At 67.5% G+C, this 14,684-nt stretch carries 15 protein-coding genes; 8 read left to right on the forward strand and 7 right to left on the reverse strand.

The window, feature by feature from the left end:
* Positions 1–15: 15 nt before the first annotated feature.
* Together LC068_RS05245 and LC068_RS05250 are read right to left on the reverse strand one after the other, a co-directional pair.
* Positions 16–2,121: a malate synthase G gene (locus LC068_RS05245; protein ID WP_226635105.1), complete on the reverse strand. Its 2,106-nt coding sequence runs from the start codon at positions 2,119–2,121 to the stop codon at positions 16–18.
* A gap of 85 nt (positions 2,122–2,206) precedes the next feature.
* Positions 2,207–2,614, reverse strand: a complete 408-nt coding sequence (locus LC068_RS05250) for a winged helix-turn-helix transcriptional regulator (protein ID WP_226635107.1) — start codon at positions 2,612–2,614, stop codon at positions 2,207–2,209.
* Positions 2,615–2,713: 99 nt separating this feature from the next.
* On the opposite strand from LC068_RS05250, the gene LC068_RS05255 reads away from it, so the two are divergent.
* The 7 genes from LC068_RS05255 to folP all read left to right on the forward strand — a co-directional run bounded on the left by LC068_RS05255 (position 2,714) and on the right by folP (position 8,903).
* On the forward strand, positions 2,714–3,463 hold the full coding sequence (locus LC068_RS05255) for an SDR family oxidoreductase (RefSeq protein WP_226635109.1): 750 nt from the start codon (positions 2,714–2,716) through the stop codon (positions 3,461–3,463).
* A gap of 260 nt (positions 3,464–3,723) precedes the next feature.
* A complete protein-coding gene (locus tag LC068_RS05260; protein ID WP_226635111.1) occupies positions 3,724–5,169 on the forward strand; it encodes a DEAD/DEAH box helicase in 1,446 nt (481 codons plus the stop codon).
* A gap of 106 nt (positions 5,170–5,275) precedes the next feature.
* Positions 5,276–6,496, forward strand: a complete 1,221-nt coding sequence (locus tag LC068_RS05265) for an acyltransferase family protein (RefSeq protein ID WP_226635114.1) — start codon at positions 5,276–5,278, stop codon at positions 6,494–6,496.
* Positions 6,497–6,550: 54 nt separating this feature from the next.
* Positions 6,551–7,195, forward strand: a complete 645-nt coding sequence (locus LC068_RS05270) for a hypothetical protein (RefSeq protein ID WP_226635116.1) — start codon at positions 6,551–6,553, stop codon at positions 7,193–7,195.
* A gap of 3 nt (positions 7,196–7,198) precedes the next feature.
* Positions 7,199–7,501 carry a winged helix-turn-helix domain-containing protein gene (locus LC068_RS05275; protein WP_226635118.1) on the forward strand — a complete coding sequence of 101 codons (303 nt, stop codon included), beginning with the start codon at positions 7,199–7,201 and terminating at the stop codon, positions 7,499–7,501.
* Positions 7,501–8,100 (forward strand): YdeI/OmpD-associated family protein, encoded by a 600-nt coding sequence (locus LC068_RS05280; RefSeq protein WP_226635119.1) that lies wholly within the window; start codon positions 7,501–7,503, stop codon positions 8,098–8,100. The genes LC068_RS05275 and LC068_RS05280 overlap by 1 nt, the downstream gene beginning before the upstream one ends.
* Positions 8,097–8,903: a dihydropteroate synthase gene (folP, locus tag LC068_RS05285; protein WP_226635120.1), complete on the forward strand. Its 807-nt coding sequence runs from the start codon at positions 8,097–8,099 to the stop codon at positions 8,901–8,903. The genes LC068_RS05280 and folP overlap by 4 nt, the downstream gene beginning before the upstream one ends.
* Here the strand turns inward: folP and LC068_RS05290 are convergent.
* Positions 8,890–9,909 carry a mechanosensitive ion channel family protein gene (locus LC068_RS05290; protein ID WP_226635121.1) on the reverse strand — a complete coding sequence of 340 codons (1,020 nt, stop codon included), beginning with the start codon at positions 9,907–9,909 and terminating at the stop codon, positions 8,890–8,892. The two genes, folP and LC068_RS05290, sit on opposite strands and share 14 nt — an antisense overlap.
* A gap of 113 nt (positions 9,910–10,022) precedes the next feature.
* On the opposite strand from LC068_RS05290, the gene LC068_RS05295 reads away from it, so the two are divergent.
* Positions 10,023–11,312 (forward strand): dicarboxylate/amino acid:cation symporter, encoded by a 1,290-nt coding sequence (locus LC068_RS05295; protein ID WP_226635122.1) that lies wholly within the window; start codon positions 10,023–10,025, stop codon positions 11,310–11,312.
* A gap of 9 nt (positions 11,313–11,321) precedes the next feature.
* Here LC068_RS05295 and LC068_RS05300 read toward each other — a convergent pair whose 3' ends face one another.
* From LC068_RS05300 to prmC, 4 genes are all read right to left on the reverse strand, one after another.
* Positions 11,322–11,723, reverse strand: a complete 402-nt coding sequence (locus tag LC068_RS05300) for a hypothetical protein (protein WP_209116980.1) — start codon at positions 11,721–11,723, stop codon at positions 11,322–11,324.
* 65 nt (positions 11,724–11,788) lie between these two features.
* Positions 11,789–12,475: a DUF4893 domain-containing protein gene (locus tag LC068_RS05305; protein ID WP_226635123.1), complete on the reverse strand. Its 687-nt coding sequence runs from the start codon at positions 12,473–12,475 to the stop codon at positions 11,789–11,791.
* 69 nt (positions 12,476–12,544) lie between these two features.
* Complete coding sequence (locus tag LC068_RS05310) at positions 12,545–13,438, reverse strand: DUF4167 domain-containing protein (protein ID WP_226635124.1); 894 nt, start codon at positions 13,436–13,438, stop codon at positions 12,545–12,547.
* Positions 13,439–13,734: 296 nt separating this feature from the next.
* The gene (prmC, locus tag LC068_RS05315; RefSeq protein ID WP_226635126.1) at positions 13,735–14,628 is read right to left on the reverse strand and encodes a peptide chain release factor N(5)-glutamine methyltransferase; all 894 of its coding nucleotides are present in this window, start codon (positions 14,626–14,628) and stop codon (positions 13,735–13,737) included.
* Between the last annotated feature and the right edge of the window lie 56 nt (positions 14,629–14,684).

Raw genomic sequence — 14,684 nt, forward strand, 5'->3', positions numbered from 1 at the left:
ACCTCAGGTCTTCGGTCAGGTCCGGGCTTGTGCCTTCACCCGCTGGCGGAAGCGGTGCAGCAGGGGTTCGGTGTAGCCGTTCGGCTGCTCCACGCCCTCGAACACCAGCGCGCGCGCCGCCTGGAAGGCGAGGCTGTCGTCGAAGGCGGGCGCCATGGGGCGGTAGAGGGGATCGCCCGCATTCTGGGCATCGACCTTGGCCGCCATGCGTCTCAGGGCGGAGTCGACCTGATCCGCGGTGCAGACGCCGTGCAGCAGCCAGTTGGCCATATGCTGCGAACTGATCCGGAGAGTCGCGCGGTCCTCCATAAGGCCGACGTCGTGGATGTCTGGCACCTTGGAACAGCCCACGCCTTGATCGATCCACCGCACCACATAGCCGAGGATGCCCTGGGCGTTGTTGTCCAGCTCCTGTTCGATCTCCTCGGCGCTCCAGTTGCGGCCTTCCGCCAGCGGCGGGGTCAGCAGGTCCTCAAGCGGGCGTGGCCCGGCGGCGCCCATCGCTTCGCGCACCGCAAAGACGTCGGTCTGGTGATAGTGCAGCGCATGGAGGGTGGCGGCCGTCGGTGAGGGCACCCAGGCGGTGTTGGCGCCCGTCTTCGGATGGCCGGCCTTTTCGTCCAGCATCTGCGCCATGCGGTCCGGCGCGGCCCACATTCCCTTGCCGATCTGGGCGCGGCCCGACAGGCCGCACTGCAGGCCGATCGCCACATTGCGCTGCTCATAGGCGGCGATCCAGGTGCTGGTCTTGATCTCGCCCTTTCGGACAACGGGACCGGCCTGCATCAGGGTGTGGATCTCGTCGCCCGTGCGGTCGAGGAAGCCCGTGTTGATGAAGACGATCCGATCCTTCACCGCATGGATACAGGCAGCCAGGTTGGCGGAGGTGCGGCGCTCCTCGTCCATGACCCCGACCTTGATCGTATGGCGCTCCAGCCCCAGCAGGTCCTCGACCGCGTCGAACAGGCGGTTGGTGAAGGCGCACTCGTCCGGACCGTGCATCTTGGGTTTGACGATGTAGATCGAGCCCTCGCGGCTGTTCCGGTGTGCCCCGAGCCCGTGCAGATCGTAGAGGCCGATCAGGCTGGTCAGGATGGCATCGAGGATGCCTTCCGGTGCTTCCGATCCATCAGGCATCAGCACCGCCGGGGTGGTCATCAGGTGGCCGACGTTACGCACGAACAGCAAGGCGCGCCCGGGAAGGCCCAGTTCTGCGCCCTCGGTCGTGACATAGGTGAGGTCGGGTGCAAGGCGACGGGTCAGGCTCTTGCCGCCCTTGTCGAAAGTCTCGGCCAGATCGCCCTTCATCAGGCCCAGCCAGTTGCGGTACGCCGCGACCTTGTCCTCGGCGTCCACGCAGGCGACCGAGTCTTCCAGATCGACGATGGTCGTCAGCGCCGATTCCAGCACTACATCGGCGATGCTCGCCGGATCGGTGCGACCAATCGGGTGGTCGGGGTCGAACACGACCTCGATGTGCAGGCCATTGTGGCGGAACAGGCGGCCTCGTTTGGTCTGGCCCAGATATTGGCTGCTGTCGCGGAGGGCGATGCCCTGATGCGGGTCCTTGAGGTCGGCCCAGGATCCCTCAGCCAGCGGCACAGCCTCGTCGAGGAAGGCCTTGGCGCGCGCCACGACCCGGGCGCCTCGCGCGGCGTCATAGCCCCCTGCGGGCGGCAGGTCGCCCAGCGCGTCGGTGCCGTAGAAGGCATCGTACAGACTGCCCCAGCGGGCGTTGGCGGCGTTCAGGACAAAGCGGGCGTTCAGCACCGGCACGACCAGCTGCGGACCGGCCAGGGTGGCGATCTCCGCATCGACATTCTGCGTGCCGACGGTGAAAGGTGCGGGCGCCTTTGCCAGCCAGCCGATCTGCTTCAGGAAGTCGCGCTGGGCGGCCACGTCGTACGGCTGGCCCTTGCGGTCCCGGTGCCAGGTATCGATGCGAGCCTGCAGATCATCGCGCACAGCCAACAGGCGCCGGTTCTCGGGCTCGGCCCAATCGAGCAGCGCCCGCACGCCCGACCAGAATTCCCCCCCGTCGATCCCCAGCCCCGGCAGAACCTCGTCCTCGACAAAGGCGGCAAGAATGGGGGCAACGGTCAGATCGGCACGGACGGGCATGGGCAGTCAGTCTCCTGTTCCGGGGAGCTGTAACATTCCGTGATGACCCGGCGTAAGTCGAGGCCCGATTTTGCAGCGCAGCGGATCAGGACCGGGTCCGGGCGTCGAAGTCGGCCCGGGCTGCCTCGATTTTCTCCAGATTGGCCTCGGCCCAGCCCCAGACACCGCAGAAGGCCTCGGCCAGCGTCCGGCCCATGTCCGTCAGGGCATAGTCGACGCGCGGCGGGATGACGGGGTGGACCGTCCGCGTGACCAGACCGTCGCGCTCCATCTGCCGCAGGGTCTGGGTCAGCATCTTCTGGCTGATATCGCCCACGTGCCGGCCGACCTGGGTGAAGCGGGTGGGGCCGTGCTCTTCCAGGACCTCGAGGATCAGCAGGGTCCACTTGTCTGCCACGCGACCGATCACCTCCTTCACCAAGGCCTCGACGCGCGGGTCGGCGGGCATGTCGGTGACCGGATCCTTGATGCGGGCGGGCGGAAGCGCCGTCACAGCCTTCACTCTCCTTCAGGTAAGTACAAATCTTTTCGGTGCCTTCTTACCACAAGTGCGCGGCATGCCCAGTTTGGGGCTCGCGAAAAGGAGACCCGCATGCAAATACCCAACGACACCATTCTCATCACCGGCGGCAGCGCCGGCATCGGCCGCGCCCTCGCCGAGGCCATGCACCGTGACGGAGCGAAGGTCATCATCACCGGTCGCCGCGAGGATGCCCTGCGCTCGGTCGCCGAGGCCAACCCGGGTATGGACTGGGCCGTGCTGGACATGACCGACGCCGACACCATCGCCGCCTTTGCCGCACAGGTCACCCGCGACCACCCGGCCCTCAATGCCGTCATCCACAACGCCGGCATCATGGAGGTCGAGGACCTGACGGCCGACGCCTGGGACCTCGACCGCGTCGACCGCACCCTGGATACCAATCTGCTCGGTCCGATCCGGCTGACCGCCGGCCTGATCGGCCACCTGAAACAGCAGCCGCGGGCCAGCCTCATGACCGTGTCGTCAGGACTGGCCTTTGTGCCGTTGGCTGCAACACCGATCTATTCGGCGACCAAGGCGGCCATCCACTCCTGGACCCAGTCCCTGCGCAGCCAGCTGAAGGACACCCCCATCGAAGTGCTGGAACTGGCCCCGCCGGGCGTCGCCACCGACCTGATGCCGGGCCATGCCGAGAACCCCGCGTCGATGCCGCTCGATGACTATATCGCTGAGGTCATGGACCTGATCCGCTCAGGCAATACCCCGGCCGGCGAGATTCTGGTCGAGCGTGTCAAACCTCTCCGCTTTGCCGAACGGGATGGCTATCAGGCGGTTTACGCGCATCTGAACGGCGGCTGATCGCAGCAAAGAGTGAGGGCCGGCCTTGACTTGGCCGCAATGGAGGCCCACTTGCGCTGCATCGCACAATCGCGATGCCCGGTGCGCTCCAGCGCGTGTGGGTCCCTGATACCGGGACCTGACTGTAGAAGCGACCGGCCCTCACATCTCATTCGCTGCCCGGACACGCGGGGTGGCGCCCGTTCAAGCCGGTTCCTGAAGACAGGGGCCGGACAGGCGGTGCGCCCGTGGGTCGTGCCGCATGCGAAAGATCATCCGGCATGAGCCACACCACTTTTGACTCCATGGGCCTTAACCCGGCCCTCCTTCAGGCGCTTGCGTCCGAGGGTTACACCACCCCCACCCCGATCCAGGCCCAGTCCATCCCCGATGTGATGACCGGCCGTGACCTGCTGGGCATCGCCCAGACCGGCACCGGCAAGACGGCGGCCTTTGCCCTGCCGATCCTGCACCGTCTGGCGGCCAACCGCGTCGCCCCCCTGCCCCGCACCACCCGGTGTCTGGTGCTGTCGCCGACGCGCGAACTGGCCACCCAGATCGCCGAAAGCTTCAAGGCCTATGGCAAGCATCTGGGCTTCCGCGTGGCCGTGATCTTCGGCGGCGTGAAATACGGCGCCCAGGAGCGTGCCCTGCAACAGGGACTGGACGTTCTGGTCGCCGCCCCCGGGCGTTTGCTGGACCACATCCAGCAAAAGAACCTGGACCTGAGCGCCACCGAAATCTTCGTGCTGGACGAGGCCGACCAGATGCTGGACCTCGGCTTCATCAAGCCGATCCGCCAGATCGTCAGCCGCATTCCGGCCAAGCGCCAGAACCTGTTCTTCTCGGCCACCATGCCGTCGGAGATCGGCAAGCTGGCCGGCGAACTGCTCAAGGATCCCAAGCGGGTCCAGGTGACGCCCCAGGCCACCACCGTGCAGCGCATCAAACAGTCGGTCGTCTGGATCGAACAGGGCCGCAAGCGCGCCCTGCTGACCGAAATGTTCAGCGATCCCGGCTATACCCGCTGCCTGGTGTTCACCAAGACCAAGCACGGGGCGGACAAGGTCGCCGCCTATCTGGAAGCGGGCGGCGTCGAGGCCGGTGCCATCCACGGCAACAAGAGCCAGCCCCAGCGCGAGCGCACCCTTGAGGCCTTCAAGAAGGGCAAGCTGCGAGTTCTGGTCGCCACTGACATCGCCGCGCGCGGCATCGACGTCGACGGCGTCTCGCACGTCGTGAACTTCGAACTGCCCTTCGTGCCCGAAGCCTATGTGCACCGCATCGGCCGGACGGCGCGGGCCGGCGCGGATGGCACGGCCATCAGCTTCGTCGCCGGTGACGAGATGAAGCTGCTGAAGGACATCGAAAAGGTCACCCGCCAGAAGATCCCGGCGATCGACCGTCGCAACGACAAGGCGCTGGGCGCCCTGGATGCCGCCATCAGTGCCGCCGGTGTCGCCAAGAAGCCGACCCTGCCCGATCGGGAGGATCGCCCGGGACGCGACGGAGACGGCGAAGGCCGTCGTCGCAACCGGCGCGGACCGCGCGGCAACGCCCCGCGTGGAAACGGGCCGAAGGGCGAAGGTCAGCGTGGACCCCGCCCCGAGCGGTCGTCCTACAACCCCATGGCCACGGAACAGGGTGGCGCAGGCTCGCCGCCTCCTGTGGCCAAGCTAAAGCGCCGGCGCCGTCCGGGCCGCAAGCCCGCGACTGCTACCAGCTAGGCCTCGACATACCCCCTTCGGCAACGGAGGGGGTATTGTTCACGTGAACCTGTTTGCATTTTAAACCTGTCTATGGCATCCAGCCGACTTCACTGGAGGCCGCCCTATGTCCCTGACCCCTTCCCCGCCCACTGACCAGCGCCTGCACGGACTGGATGCCCTGCGCGGAATCGCGCTGCTGCTCGGCGTGGTGCTTCACGCCAGCCTGTCCTTCTTCCCGGAGCAGACCTGGATCGTTCACGACTCCAGCACGTCCATCGGGGCGGCCTGGCTGTTCTATGCGATCCACCTGTTCCGCATGACGGCCTTCTTCCTGATCGCCGGCCTGTTCGCCCATATGATGCTGGGCAGGCGGGGCTGGATCGGGTTTGCAAAGGACCGGCTGATCCGCATCGCAGGCCCTCTCGCGGTCTTCTGGCTCCCGGTCATGGCGGGGATCATCACCGCCCTGGTCTGGAATGCCTATGCCACCGGGCTCATCACCCCGGGTGCCGAACCGGCACCCAACCCCACCTATGACTGGACCAACTTCCCCCTGACCCATCTGTGGTTCCTGTGGATTCTGCTGATCTTCTACGTCGCCATGTTGGTGCTGAGGGCGCCGTTCGCCCTGCTGGACCGGAACGGCGGCTGGGGACGGACGATGGACCGCCTGACGGGTGTGCTGATCGGGCCCTGGACACCGGTCGTCCTGGCCCTGCCATTGGCCTGGGCCCTCTGGAGCGACCCGACCTGGATTGCCTTCTTCGCCGTGCCCACGCCGGACGCGGGCCTGATCCCCAATACCGCCGCGCTGGTCGGCTTTGGTACCGCCTTTGGACTGGGCTTCCTGCTGGATCGTCGCCGCGACCTGCTGCAGCGGATCGCCGGCTGGTCGCCGGTTTTCCTCGGCCTCGCGGTCGGGGCCGGGATCACCGGCTATATGCTGGCCGGAGGGCCCGTGCTTGTACCGATGGTGGAGCAGACGAGTGACAAGGCGGTGCTTGCCCTCGTCATGGCAATCGCGGTGCATGCCTCTGCGTTTGCCGCCATGGGCCTGTGCCTGAAATTCCTGTCGTCGGCCGCGACGTGGCGCCGTTACCTGTCTGACTCGTCTTACTGGGTCTACATCCTTCACCTGCCCCTGGTCATGCTGGCCCAGGTCTGGATTCAGGACTGGACGGCCCCGTGGTGGATCAAGCTGGGCGGCGTCTCTCTGGGCGTGCTGGCTATTTGCCTGGTCGCCTATGAGCTGCTGGTCCGCCACACCTTCATGAGCCGCTGGCTGAACGGGCGTCGCATTCCCAGGAAACGTCCCACCGATGCCGTCCCTGTTCCCGCCGAATAGCTTGCCAAGCCCTGTCCGGTCGTTCACCTCAGGACACCGGCTCCGGAGACCCACATGACCGATCATCCCCGCAGCACACCGGAAGCGGATCTGGCCTTCCTGCGCTCCGTCATCGAGGGCGGCATGAGCGGCCGGGGCATGCTGACCATGGGCGTCGCCTACATGGCGGGCGGCATCCTCTATGGCCTGCAGTGCCTGTTCCACATCGCCCAGATGAAGGGCTGGGTGGTCCTGGCGCCCCTGCCGACCCTGCTGGTGCTGATCGGCTTCACCGCGGCCTTCTGCGTCGTGCTGGCCTGGGCCGTGCGCGAGGATCGAAAGCTCAAGGTGTCACAGGGCCCGCTCGCCACACGCACCATGAACGCCGCCTTCAGCGCCACGGGCATGGTCAATCTGGCGGTCATCCTGATCTTCGGTGTGGGCTCCGCGCGGGATCAGGACTTTGCCACCTGGCTCTACTACCCGGCCATTGTGTTCGCCGCCCAGGCCGCGGCCTGGTACGTCGCCTGGAGCCTGAAGCGACGCGCCTGGATGCTGGCCACCGCGGCCGGCGGGTGGGTGACAGCCGTGGGCCTCGGCCTGCTGGTCCGCCATGCGGACATCTACCTCTATGTCTGCACCGCAGCCCTGTTCCTGCTGTTCGCCCTGCCCGGCTGGATCATGGTGCGTGGCGCGATGCAGGTGCGGACCGCGACCTGATCCATGGCACTGGGCGACCTCGGACGGATCGATGAGGTGATTCACGGCCGCATGCGGCTGGGGATCATGGTCTATCTGGCCGATGTCGAGAGCGCCGAGTTCACCGAACTGAAGACCGTGCTGGAGGCCACCCAGGGCAATCTGTCGGTGCACCTGAAGAAGCTGGCCGAGGCGGACTACGTGGCGATCACCAAACGGTTCAAGGATAACAAGCCGCTGACCGAGGTGACGATCACCGAGACCGGGCGTCGCGCCTTTGCGGCCTATCTGGATGCGCTGAGCGGACTGATCGGAGGACGCGACTGATGGCGCCCGTGGTTGTCGATCCGGATCGCGTCCATGCCTTCGAGGACGCCGGGGCGTTCAACGCATGGCTGGACCGGCACCACGCCCGGGAGCCCGAGGTCTGGATCCGGATATTCAAGGTGCGCTCGGGATACGCCAGCGTGACCTGGGCCGAGGCGGTGCCGGTGGCCCTGGCCTGGGGCTGGATCGACGGCATCCGGAAAAGCCTCGACGACGCCAGCTTTCTGCAGCGCTTCACGCCGCGCGGCCCGAAAAGCGTGTGGAGCGAGATCAATGTCGCCCACGCCGAGCGGCTGATTGCCGAGGGCGCCATGCAGCCGCCGGGGCTGAGGCAGGTCGAGGCGGCCCGGGCGGACGGGCGCTGGGCGAAGGCCTATCGCGTCAGGGGCGCCGAAGTGCCGGAGGATCTGATGGCTGCCATACAGGCGAATCCGACGGCGCTGGCGATGTTCGGGACTCTCACCGCCAATAATCGCTTTGCCCTGATACACCGAACGGAGTCGTTGAAGACCGAGGCGGGGCGGAAGAACCGGATCGCGCAATTCGTCGACATGCTCGCACGCGGCGAGACGATCTATCCGCAGGGGCGAAAGACATGATCAAACGCCCCCGCGTCATGGGCATCGTCAATGTGACGCCGGACAGCTTTTCCGACGGCGGGCGACTGTCGACGCTCGAGGCTGCGGTCGCCCACGGCCTCAGGCTGGTCGAACAGGGCGCGGACATTCTGGACATCGGCGGCGAAAGCACGCGGCCGGGCGCCGAGCCCGTCAGCGAAGGCGACGAGCTGGCGCGCGTCCTCCCCGTCATCGAGGCGCTCCGCCGGCAATGGGACGGGCCGATCAGCATCGACACCCTCAAGCCCGCCGTGGCTCGCACGGCGGTGAAGGCCGGCGCCACGATGTGGAACGACGTCACTGCCCTTACGGGCGCGCCCGACAGCGCCGCAGTGGCGGTCGAGCTGGGGTGCGAGGTGGTGCTGATGCACATGCAGGGCGAGCCTCGCACCATGCAGGTCGAGCCCCGCTATGACGATGTGGTGGCCGAGGTGCGCGACCGGCTGGTGGAGCGTGCCGAAGTGGCCATCGCCGCCGGGGTCGCCCGCGAACGGATCTGGCTGGATCCGGGCATCGGCTTCGGCAAGACGCTGGATCATAATCTGGCGCTCACACGACATCTGGACGTACTGGCGAATGCCGGCTTTCCGGTCCTGTTCGGGGCCAGCCGGAAGCGGATGATCCAGGCGGTCGATCCCTCGGCCAACGACCCCTTGGACCGGCTGGGCGGTTCGCTGGCCCTGGCGCTGGAGGCCGCACGGCGCGGCGCCGGCATCATCCGCGTCCATGATGTGCGCGAGACGGTTCAGGCCCTAGCTGTCCAGGCGGCGATCAGCGGTCCCTGACTTCCCGGTCGACCGGCTCGGGGCTGGGTCGAAGCAGATCCTCGGCGGCGTCGTTGGCCGAGGCCTTGGGGGCGGGCTCCCTGGGCTCGGGCTGAGGTGGGGTGCGACCCTTGGGCGCCCTGCCCAGCACCTCGAGCGCATCGTCACCTTCCCGGCCGAAAATGCTGCGGATCCGCAAGTCGGTCTGCGGGAAGGGAATCTCGATCCCGGCCTCGTCCAGCGCCTCGGCGATGGCCCAGGTGTAGGCGGCATGCATGGCCGCCGGGCGCTTGACCGCCTCCTGGGTGGGCCAGACCAGCAGTTCGAAGTCGAGACCGGACTCGCCGAAGCCGACCAGCCAGACCTGGCATTTGCGGGCCTCTGTCTCGGGCAGGGTAAAGGGGATGGCGCGCGCCGCCTTCAGCACCACATCGCGGACCTCGCCCCGGTTGGCGCCATAGGCCACCGAAAACGGCACGTGGATGCGTCGGGTATCGCCCTTCAGCGTCCAGTTGGTGACCTTGCCCTCGATCAGGTTCGAGTTGGGCACGATGATGTTGATGTTGTCATTGGTGCGGATGCGGGTGGCGCGCGGACCGATCTCGACGATGGCCCCGCGGGCGTCATCCAGCTCGACGTAGTCGCCCACCGACACCATGCGGTCGAAGATCAGGAACAGGCCGGAGACGAACTCCTTGACCACGCCCTGAAGACCCAGACCCACACCGATGCCGATAGCGCCGGCGAACACGGCCAGCGACGACAGGTTCAACCCGGCCGCGGACAGCCCCATGATCACCCCGGCGACCAGGATTCCGTAGCCGACCAGCTTCTCAAGCAGGTACAGCGCCTGGGTCGTACGGGACGCCTTCTGCCGCAGCCGTCGTATGCCGCGGGTCGCCCCCCAGGACAGCACCACGGCAATGCCGATCACGATGGCCCCGCTGATCAGGCCCCCCAGTGTCAGGGATATGCCGCCCAGCCGCAGGACTGCAGCCTCCTGCAGGGTTTCGATTTCCTGGAACATGGAAGGCTAATGCCCAGCTTGGCCGTGACGTTCCCGTCATGCTTGGCGAAACGCCCGCCCCGCCCCTATATCGTCGGATCGGCCCATCCGGGGCGCGACAAGGGGCCGATAGCATGACCACCACCCGGGGACGCCGTTTCCTTCCCTCCCTCAGCCTTCAGGTGCTGGCCGCGCTGGCACTGGGGCTCATCGTCGGCGCGATCGCCCAGACCCGGGGTCTGCCGGGCGGCGCCGAGACGGCCGGCTTCATCGGCTCGCTGGGTCAGCTGTGGCTGAATGCGCTCAAGATGACCATTGTGCCGCTGGTCTTCTCCCTGCTTGTGACGGGGATCGCCTCGATTGCCGGAGCTGCGCATGGCCCCGGACGGGCGGGGATGCTGGCCGGGCGGGCGCTGCTGGTGTTCGGTATCCTGATCGTGGTGGCTACCGTCTATGCCATTGCGGCCTCGTACGGTCTTCACGCCCTGTGGCCCATCGACCCCGAGGGCGGCGCGCGCCTGATCGCGGGCGCCCCGGCCACGCCCGAGGGCGTCGGCCCCGGCGCACCGTTCGGAGAGTTTCTGAAGACCCTCGCCCCGGCCAACCCGATCCGCGCCGCAGCCGAGGACGCTATTCTGGGCCTCGTGGTGTTTGCCGTCTTCTTCGGCTTTGCCGCCACCCGCCTGCCGGACCGCTTGCGACTGCCGCTGGTGACCTTCTTCGAAGCGGTGTCCGAGACGATGATCGTGATCGTCCGCTGGGTGCTGCTGGCCGCGCCGATCGGCGTGTTTGCGCTGGCGCTGGGGGTGGGTCTGACCGCCGGCGTGGGCGCGGCGGGGACGCTTGCCCACTACATCGCCCTGGTCTCGCTGGCGACTATCGGCATCACCCTGCTCTGCTATCCGCTGGCCATGGTCTTCGCCAAGGTCAGCCTGGCGGGGTTCGCCCGCGCCGTGGCCCCGGCCCAGGTGGTGGCGTTTTCCACCCAGTCCTCGCTGGCAAGCCTGCCCGTCATGGTCGAGCGCGCGGTCGATGCGCTGGGCGTATCCCGCCCCACGGCGGGTCTGGTGCTTCCGCTGGCGGTCGCGGTCTTCCGCATCACCAGCCCGGTCGCCAATCTGGGCGTCGTCATCTATTGCGCCCACCTGTTCGGCATTGAGCCCAGCATGGGTCAGCTGTTTGCCGCGGGGCTGACCGCTGTCCTCGTCAGCGTCGGCTCGGTCGGCCTGCCGGGTCAGATCAGCTTCTTCGTCTCGATCGCGCCCATCTGTATCGCCATGGGCGTGCCGCTGCAGATCCTGCCGCTGCTGCTGGCGGTCGAGGTGATCCCCGACATCTTCCGCACGGTCGGCAATGTCACCGCCGACATGGCGGTCGCCCGCATCGTCGAGGATGACGAGGGCGCGCTGCCCGAGGCGGGCTGACGACGCCCGTCAGTTGCCCGGCCGGCGCCCGGCCTCGAGGATCGGCATGCCGGCCTCGGTCGGGAGATAGATGATCTGGCGGTCGCCCTGCCCGGCCGTTTCCTGCAGCATGTTGATGTAGGCCCAGCGCAGATAGTTGTCCGGCCCGCCGAGGCTCTCGGCCATGATGCGGTTGGCCTCGTTCGTGCCCTTTGCGCGGGCCACCTCGGCCTGGGCCGTCAGTTCGGCCGCGTCCAGCAGGGCCTGGGCTTCCAGCACGCGGATCTGCCGGTTCTGAAGGGCTTCCTGATAGGCCGCCTTGCCCGCCATGCGCTTGGCGTAGACGTTGTAGGCAGGCATCCCGATCAGGAACGCCCCCGCAACCAGCGCAATGAGCGCCGCGATCGTGATGGTGAAGCCCGTACCGCGCATGACATACCTCTCTCAATGGAGGTCAGAGGCTGGGCGGCTGAGGCGATCAGGTCAAGGCGCAGGCGTCAGTTCGGCACCAGTTCGATGATATCGAGATTGGACTCGTACTGGGGCCAGGGGATCACCAGCCGCCAGCGGCGCGACCCGATCCGCTCCAGAACCGCCACCATGTCGCGGTCCGGGTTCTGGCCATAGGAGTTGGCGGCCGGCTCGGAGCCCAGCGACACCGAGCCCAGCATCACCATCTCGCGGTTCGACTCGGGGAACAGCAGACCCGACGGACGCTGCGACCCGGTCAGCTTCGAGAATTTCAGGCCGGCGGAAGTGCGCTCGATCCGGCAGTCGAACCAGCCGTAGACGACATAGCCCAGACCGCTCTCTCCTCCCTGTGAGCCCAGTTTGACGGTGCGACAGCGATAATCGCCCTCGGGCGGTGTCACGCCGCCCACAGCGGCATCCGGGTCGATCAGGGCGCCCAGTGAGCCGAAATCGCCCGAGCCTTCCTGCCGGCGCGCCTGTTCCAGCGCGAGACGCCAGGCGGCGTCGACGCGGCCGTACCGGTCCCGGTCATAGGAGGTGATGATGCTGCGCCAGTCGCGCAGGACCGGTCCCGAACCGTCCGGCGGCGGAGGCGGCGGCGGAGGTCCACCCGCGCCCGGCCCGTAGCCGCCTCCGGCAGAGGCACAGGCCGAGAGCGTCAGGGTCGCAAGGGCGGTCAGGCCCAGCGTGCGGGCAAGTCGAGACATCGACATGGCGGCTCCTTTGTCAGGCCGACAGTGGGCCCGCCCGGAGCGCAGAGGTCAAGGGTTTGGCCGGGCGGACTATTCGCCGCTGTCGGCGGTCTCGGCCTGCACCTTGCGGCGCGGGGCACGACGACGGGGAGCGGGTGCTTCTGCGTCGCCTGCGGCCTCGGCGGCTTCGACGGCGCGCGGGGTCGGGCGGGTCAGGAAGCCCGGCAGGGCATCGGCGGTCGAGCTTTCAACGGCCGGAGCCTCTTCACGCGGGCGACGCGGGCGGCGGGCCGGACGTTCCGGCGCTTCACCGGCATCCGCCACCGACTCCGGCGTGTTTTCCGACGACGAGGTGTCCGCGTCGGACGAAGAGCCTTCGCTCTCGCCATCCGAGCCACCACGGCGGCTGCGTTGTTCGTCCTTGCGGCGCTCCCAGCGTTCGCGACGCGATTCGCGGCGGTTTCCGCTGTCACCGTCTCCGCGAGCCTCGGAATCCTGACTGCCGTCGCGGTCACCGGAGGGTTGGCCCTCGCGGCCCTGCTGCGGGTTCTGACCGCCTTGGGCGTTGTGCTGACCGTTATTATTCTGGCCGTTGCTCTGTTGCCCGTTTTGCTGGCCGTTCTGTTGCGCCTGCTGGGCGGCAAGGAAGGCGGCGGCCTGGGCGCCACTCTCGTCCTCGAAGTCGATGTCGAAACCCTGGTTGGACAGTTCGCGCTGGGCGATCTCGGACACGGGGCGTTGCGGCTGGAGCGCCCTCAGCACCCGGAAATAGTGCTCGGCGTGCTGCATGTAGTTTTCGGCCAGAACGCGGTCACCGGCGGAGGAGGCGTCGCGCGCCAGCTGCATGTAGCGCTCGTACACCGTCTGGGCGTTGCCCCGGACCTTGATGTTCTCGGGCCCTTGCGAGTCCCAGGACCGGTTGGGGTTGGCGCTGTTCGCCGAATTCCCACCGGGCTTCCTGTTGCGACCGCGCTGGCGCTTCATGCCCTTGAAATCTCTCATAGACTCTACCGTTCCGGGAGGTTGGCCGACTACAGGTTTCAGGCCGTGTTGTGTTTCGTCTGTCCGTGGCTCGGGACGTGCCCGCCATCAATGTCATCGGAAGCCGTTGTCTCCCCGCGGTCCACCCGGGCCCGGAAGGGGATCGGGTCGTCACGCATCCCGCTCGCCTGTCAGTTGGCCCGCGAGGGCGCACGGAGATGCGATTGGTGGGAGACAGCCAAGACTTAGCGCGCCTCGCCCTGCATTCCAAGGGGTCTTTTTGTGACGCCCGTCGGGGTTCAGGACAGCAGGGACCGGTCCGGGGCCTGGGTTCGCGGGTCCGGGCCGTTGGTGACCACGCGGTTTCGGTTGCCGAGATCGAGCACGACCTTCACATCCTCAAAGCCCGCCTCGTCGAACAGCGCCTTGACCGGCTCGCCCTGATCCCAGCCGATCTCGACGGCGAAGATGCCGCCGGGCTTCAGCACACGGCGGATTTCGGGCGCCAGTTGCCGATAGGCTTCCAGCCCGTCCGGACCGCCATCGAGCGCCAGATGCGGATCATGATCGCGCACCTCGGGATCCAGACCGGCGATGTCGGCAGTGGGAATGTAGGGGGGATTCGATACGACCAGATCGAAACTCTGGTCCTCGAAGCCCGTGGCCCACTCGGTGCGCAGGAAGGCAGCGCGCCCCTCGAGGCCGAGGTTCGCGGCGTTGTCCCGGGCCACGGCCAGGGCTTCGGTCGAGATGTCGGTGCCCACGCCGGTGGCGCCCGCCCGCTCGGCCAGCACCGCCAGCAGGATAGCTCCCGACCCGGTGCCCAGATCGGCGACCTGGAAAGCCTGGTGCGGACCGAAGGCGGCCAGCGCGACATCCAGCAGGGTCTCGGTGTCCGGGCGGGGGCTGAGCACGTCCGGGGTGACGCTCAGCATGATCTTCCAGAAGCCCTTGCGGCCGAGAATCCGCGACACCGGCTCGCGCTTCAGTCGCCGGTCGATCATGGCGTCATAGGCGGCGGCCTGATCCGGCGTGACCGTCCGGTACGGGTCCGTCAGGATGTCGAGCCGGCTGACGCCGCACGCGGCCTCCAGCAACAGACGGGAATCGATCGACGGGCTGTCGATGTGACCGGCCTTGAGACGGGCCTGGGCGGCCTTCCAGGTTTTCAGGAGCGTGGAGGTGTCGGACATGGGGTGTGATTGGGGGGCGGCGCGGCGAAATTCAAGCGGAACGGCGCGACAGGCTT

Source organism: Brevundimonas poindexterae (assembly GCF_020524625.1).
Lineage (GTDB): Bacteria > Pseudomonadota > Alphaproteobacteria > Caulobacterales > Caulobacteraceae > Brevundimonas > Brevundimonas poindexterae_A.

Excerpts from the sequence above, each read along its gene's own strand:
- LC068_RS05245 (WP_226635105.1), bottom strand. The coding sequence starts at position 2,121 with ATGCCCGTCCGTGCCGATCTGACCGTTGCCCCCATTCTTGCCGCCTTT.
- LC068_RS05255 (WP_226635109.1), top strand. The coding sequence starts at position 2,714 with ATGCAAATACCCAACGACACCATTCTCATCACCGGCGGCAGCGCCGGC.
- LC068_RS05260 (WP_226635111.1), top strand. The coding sequence starts at position 3,724 with ATGAGCCACACCACTTTTGACTCCATGGGCCTTAACCCGGCCCTCCTT.
- LC068_RS05265 (WP_226635114.1), top strand. The coding sequence starts at position 5,276 with ATGTCCCTGACCCCTTCCCCGCCCACTGACCAGCGCCTGCACGGACTG.
- LC068_RS05270 (WP_226635116.1), top strand. The coding sequence starts at position 6,551 with ATGACCGATCATCCCCGCAGCACACCGGAAGCGGATCTGGCCTTCCTG.
- LC068_RS05275 (WP_226635118.1), top strand. The coding sequence starts at position 7,199 with ATGGCACTGGGCGACCTCGGACGGATCGATGAGGTGATTCACGGCCGC.
- LC068_RS05280 (WP_226635119.1), top strand. The coding sequence starts at position 7,501 with ATGGCGCCCGTGGTTGTCGATCCGGATCGCGTCCATGCCTTCGAGGAC.
- folP (WP_226635120.1), top strand. The coding sequence starts at position 8,097 with ATGATCAAACGCCCCCGCGTCATGGGCATCGTCAATGTGACGCCGGAC.
- LC068_RS05290 (WP_226635121.1), bottom strand. The coding sequence starts at position 9,909 with ATGTTCCAGGAAATCGAAACCCTGCAGGAGGCTGCAGTCCTGCGGCTG.
- LC068_RS05295 (WP_226635122.1), top strand. The coding sequence starts at position 10,023 with ATGACCACCACCCGGGGACGCCGTTTCCTTCCCTCCCTCAGCCTTCAG.
- LC068_RS05300 (WP_209116980.1), bottom strand. The coding sequence starts at position 11,723 with ATGCGCGGTACGGGCTTCACCATCACGATCGCGGCGCTCATTGCGCTG.
- LC068_RS05305 (WP_226635123.1), bottom strand. The coding sequence starts at position 12,475 with ATGTCGATGTCTCGACTTGCCCGCACGCTGGGCCTGACCGCCCTTGCG.
- LC068_RS05310 (WP_226635124.1), bottom strand. The coding sequence starts at position 13,438 with ATGAAGCGCCAGCGCGGTCGCAACAGGAAGCCCGGTGGGAATTCGGCG.
- prmC (WP_226635126.1), bottom strand. The coding sequence starts at position 14,628 with ATGTCCGACACCTCCACGCTCCTGAAAACCTGGAAGGCCGCCCAGGCC.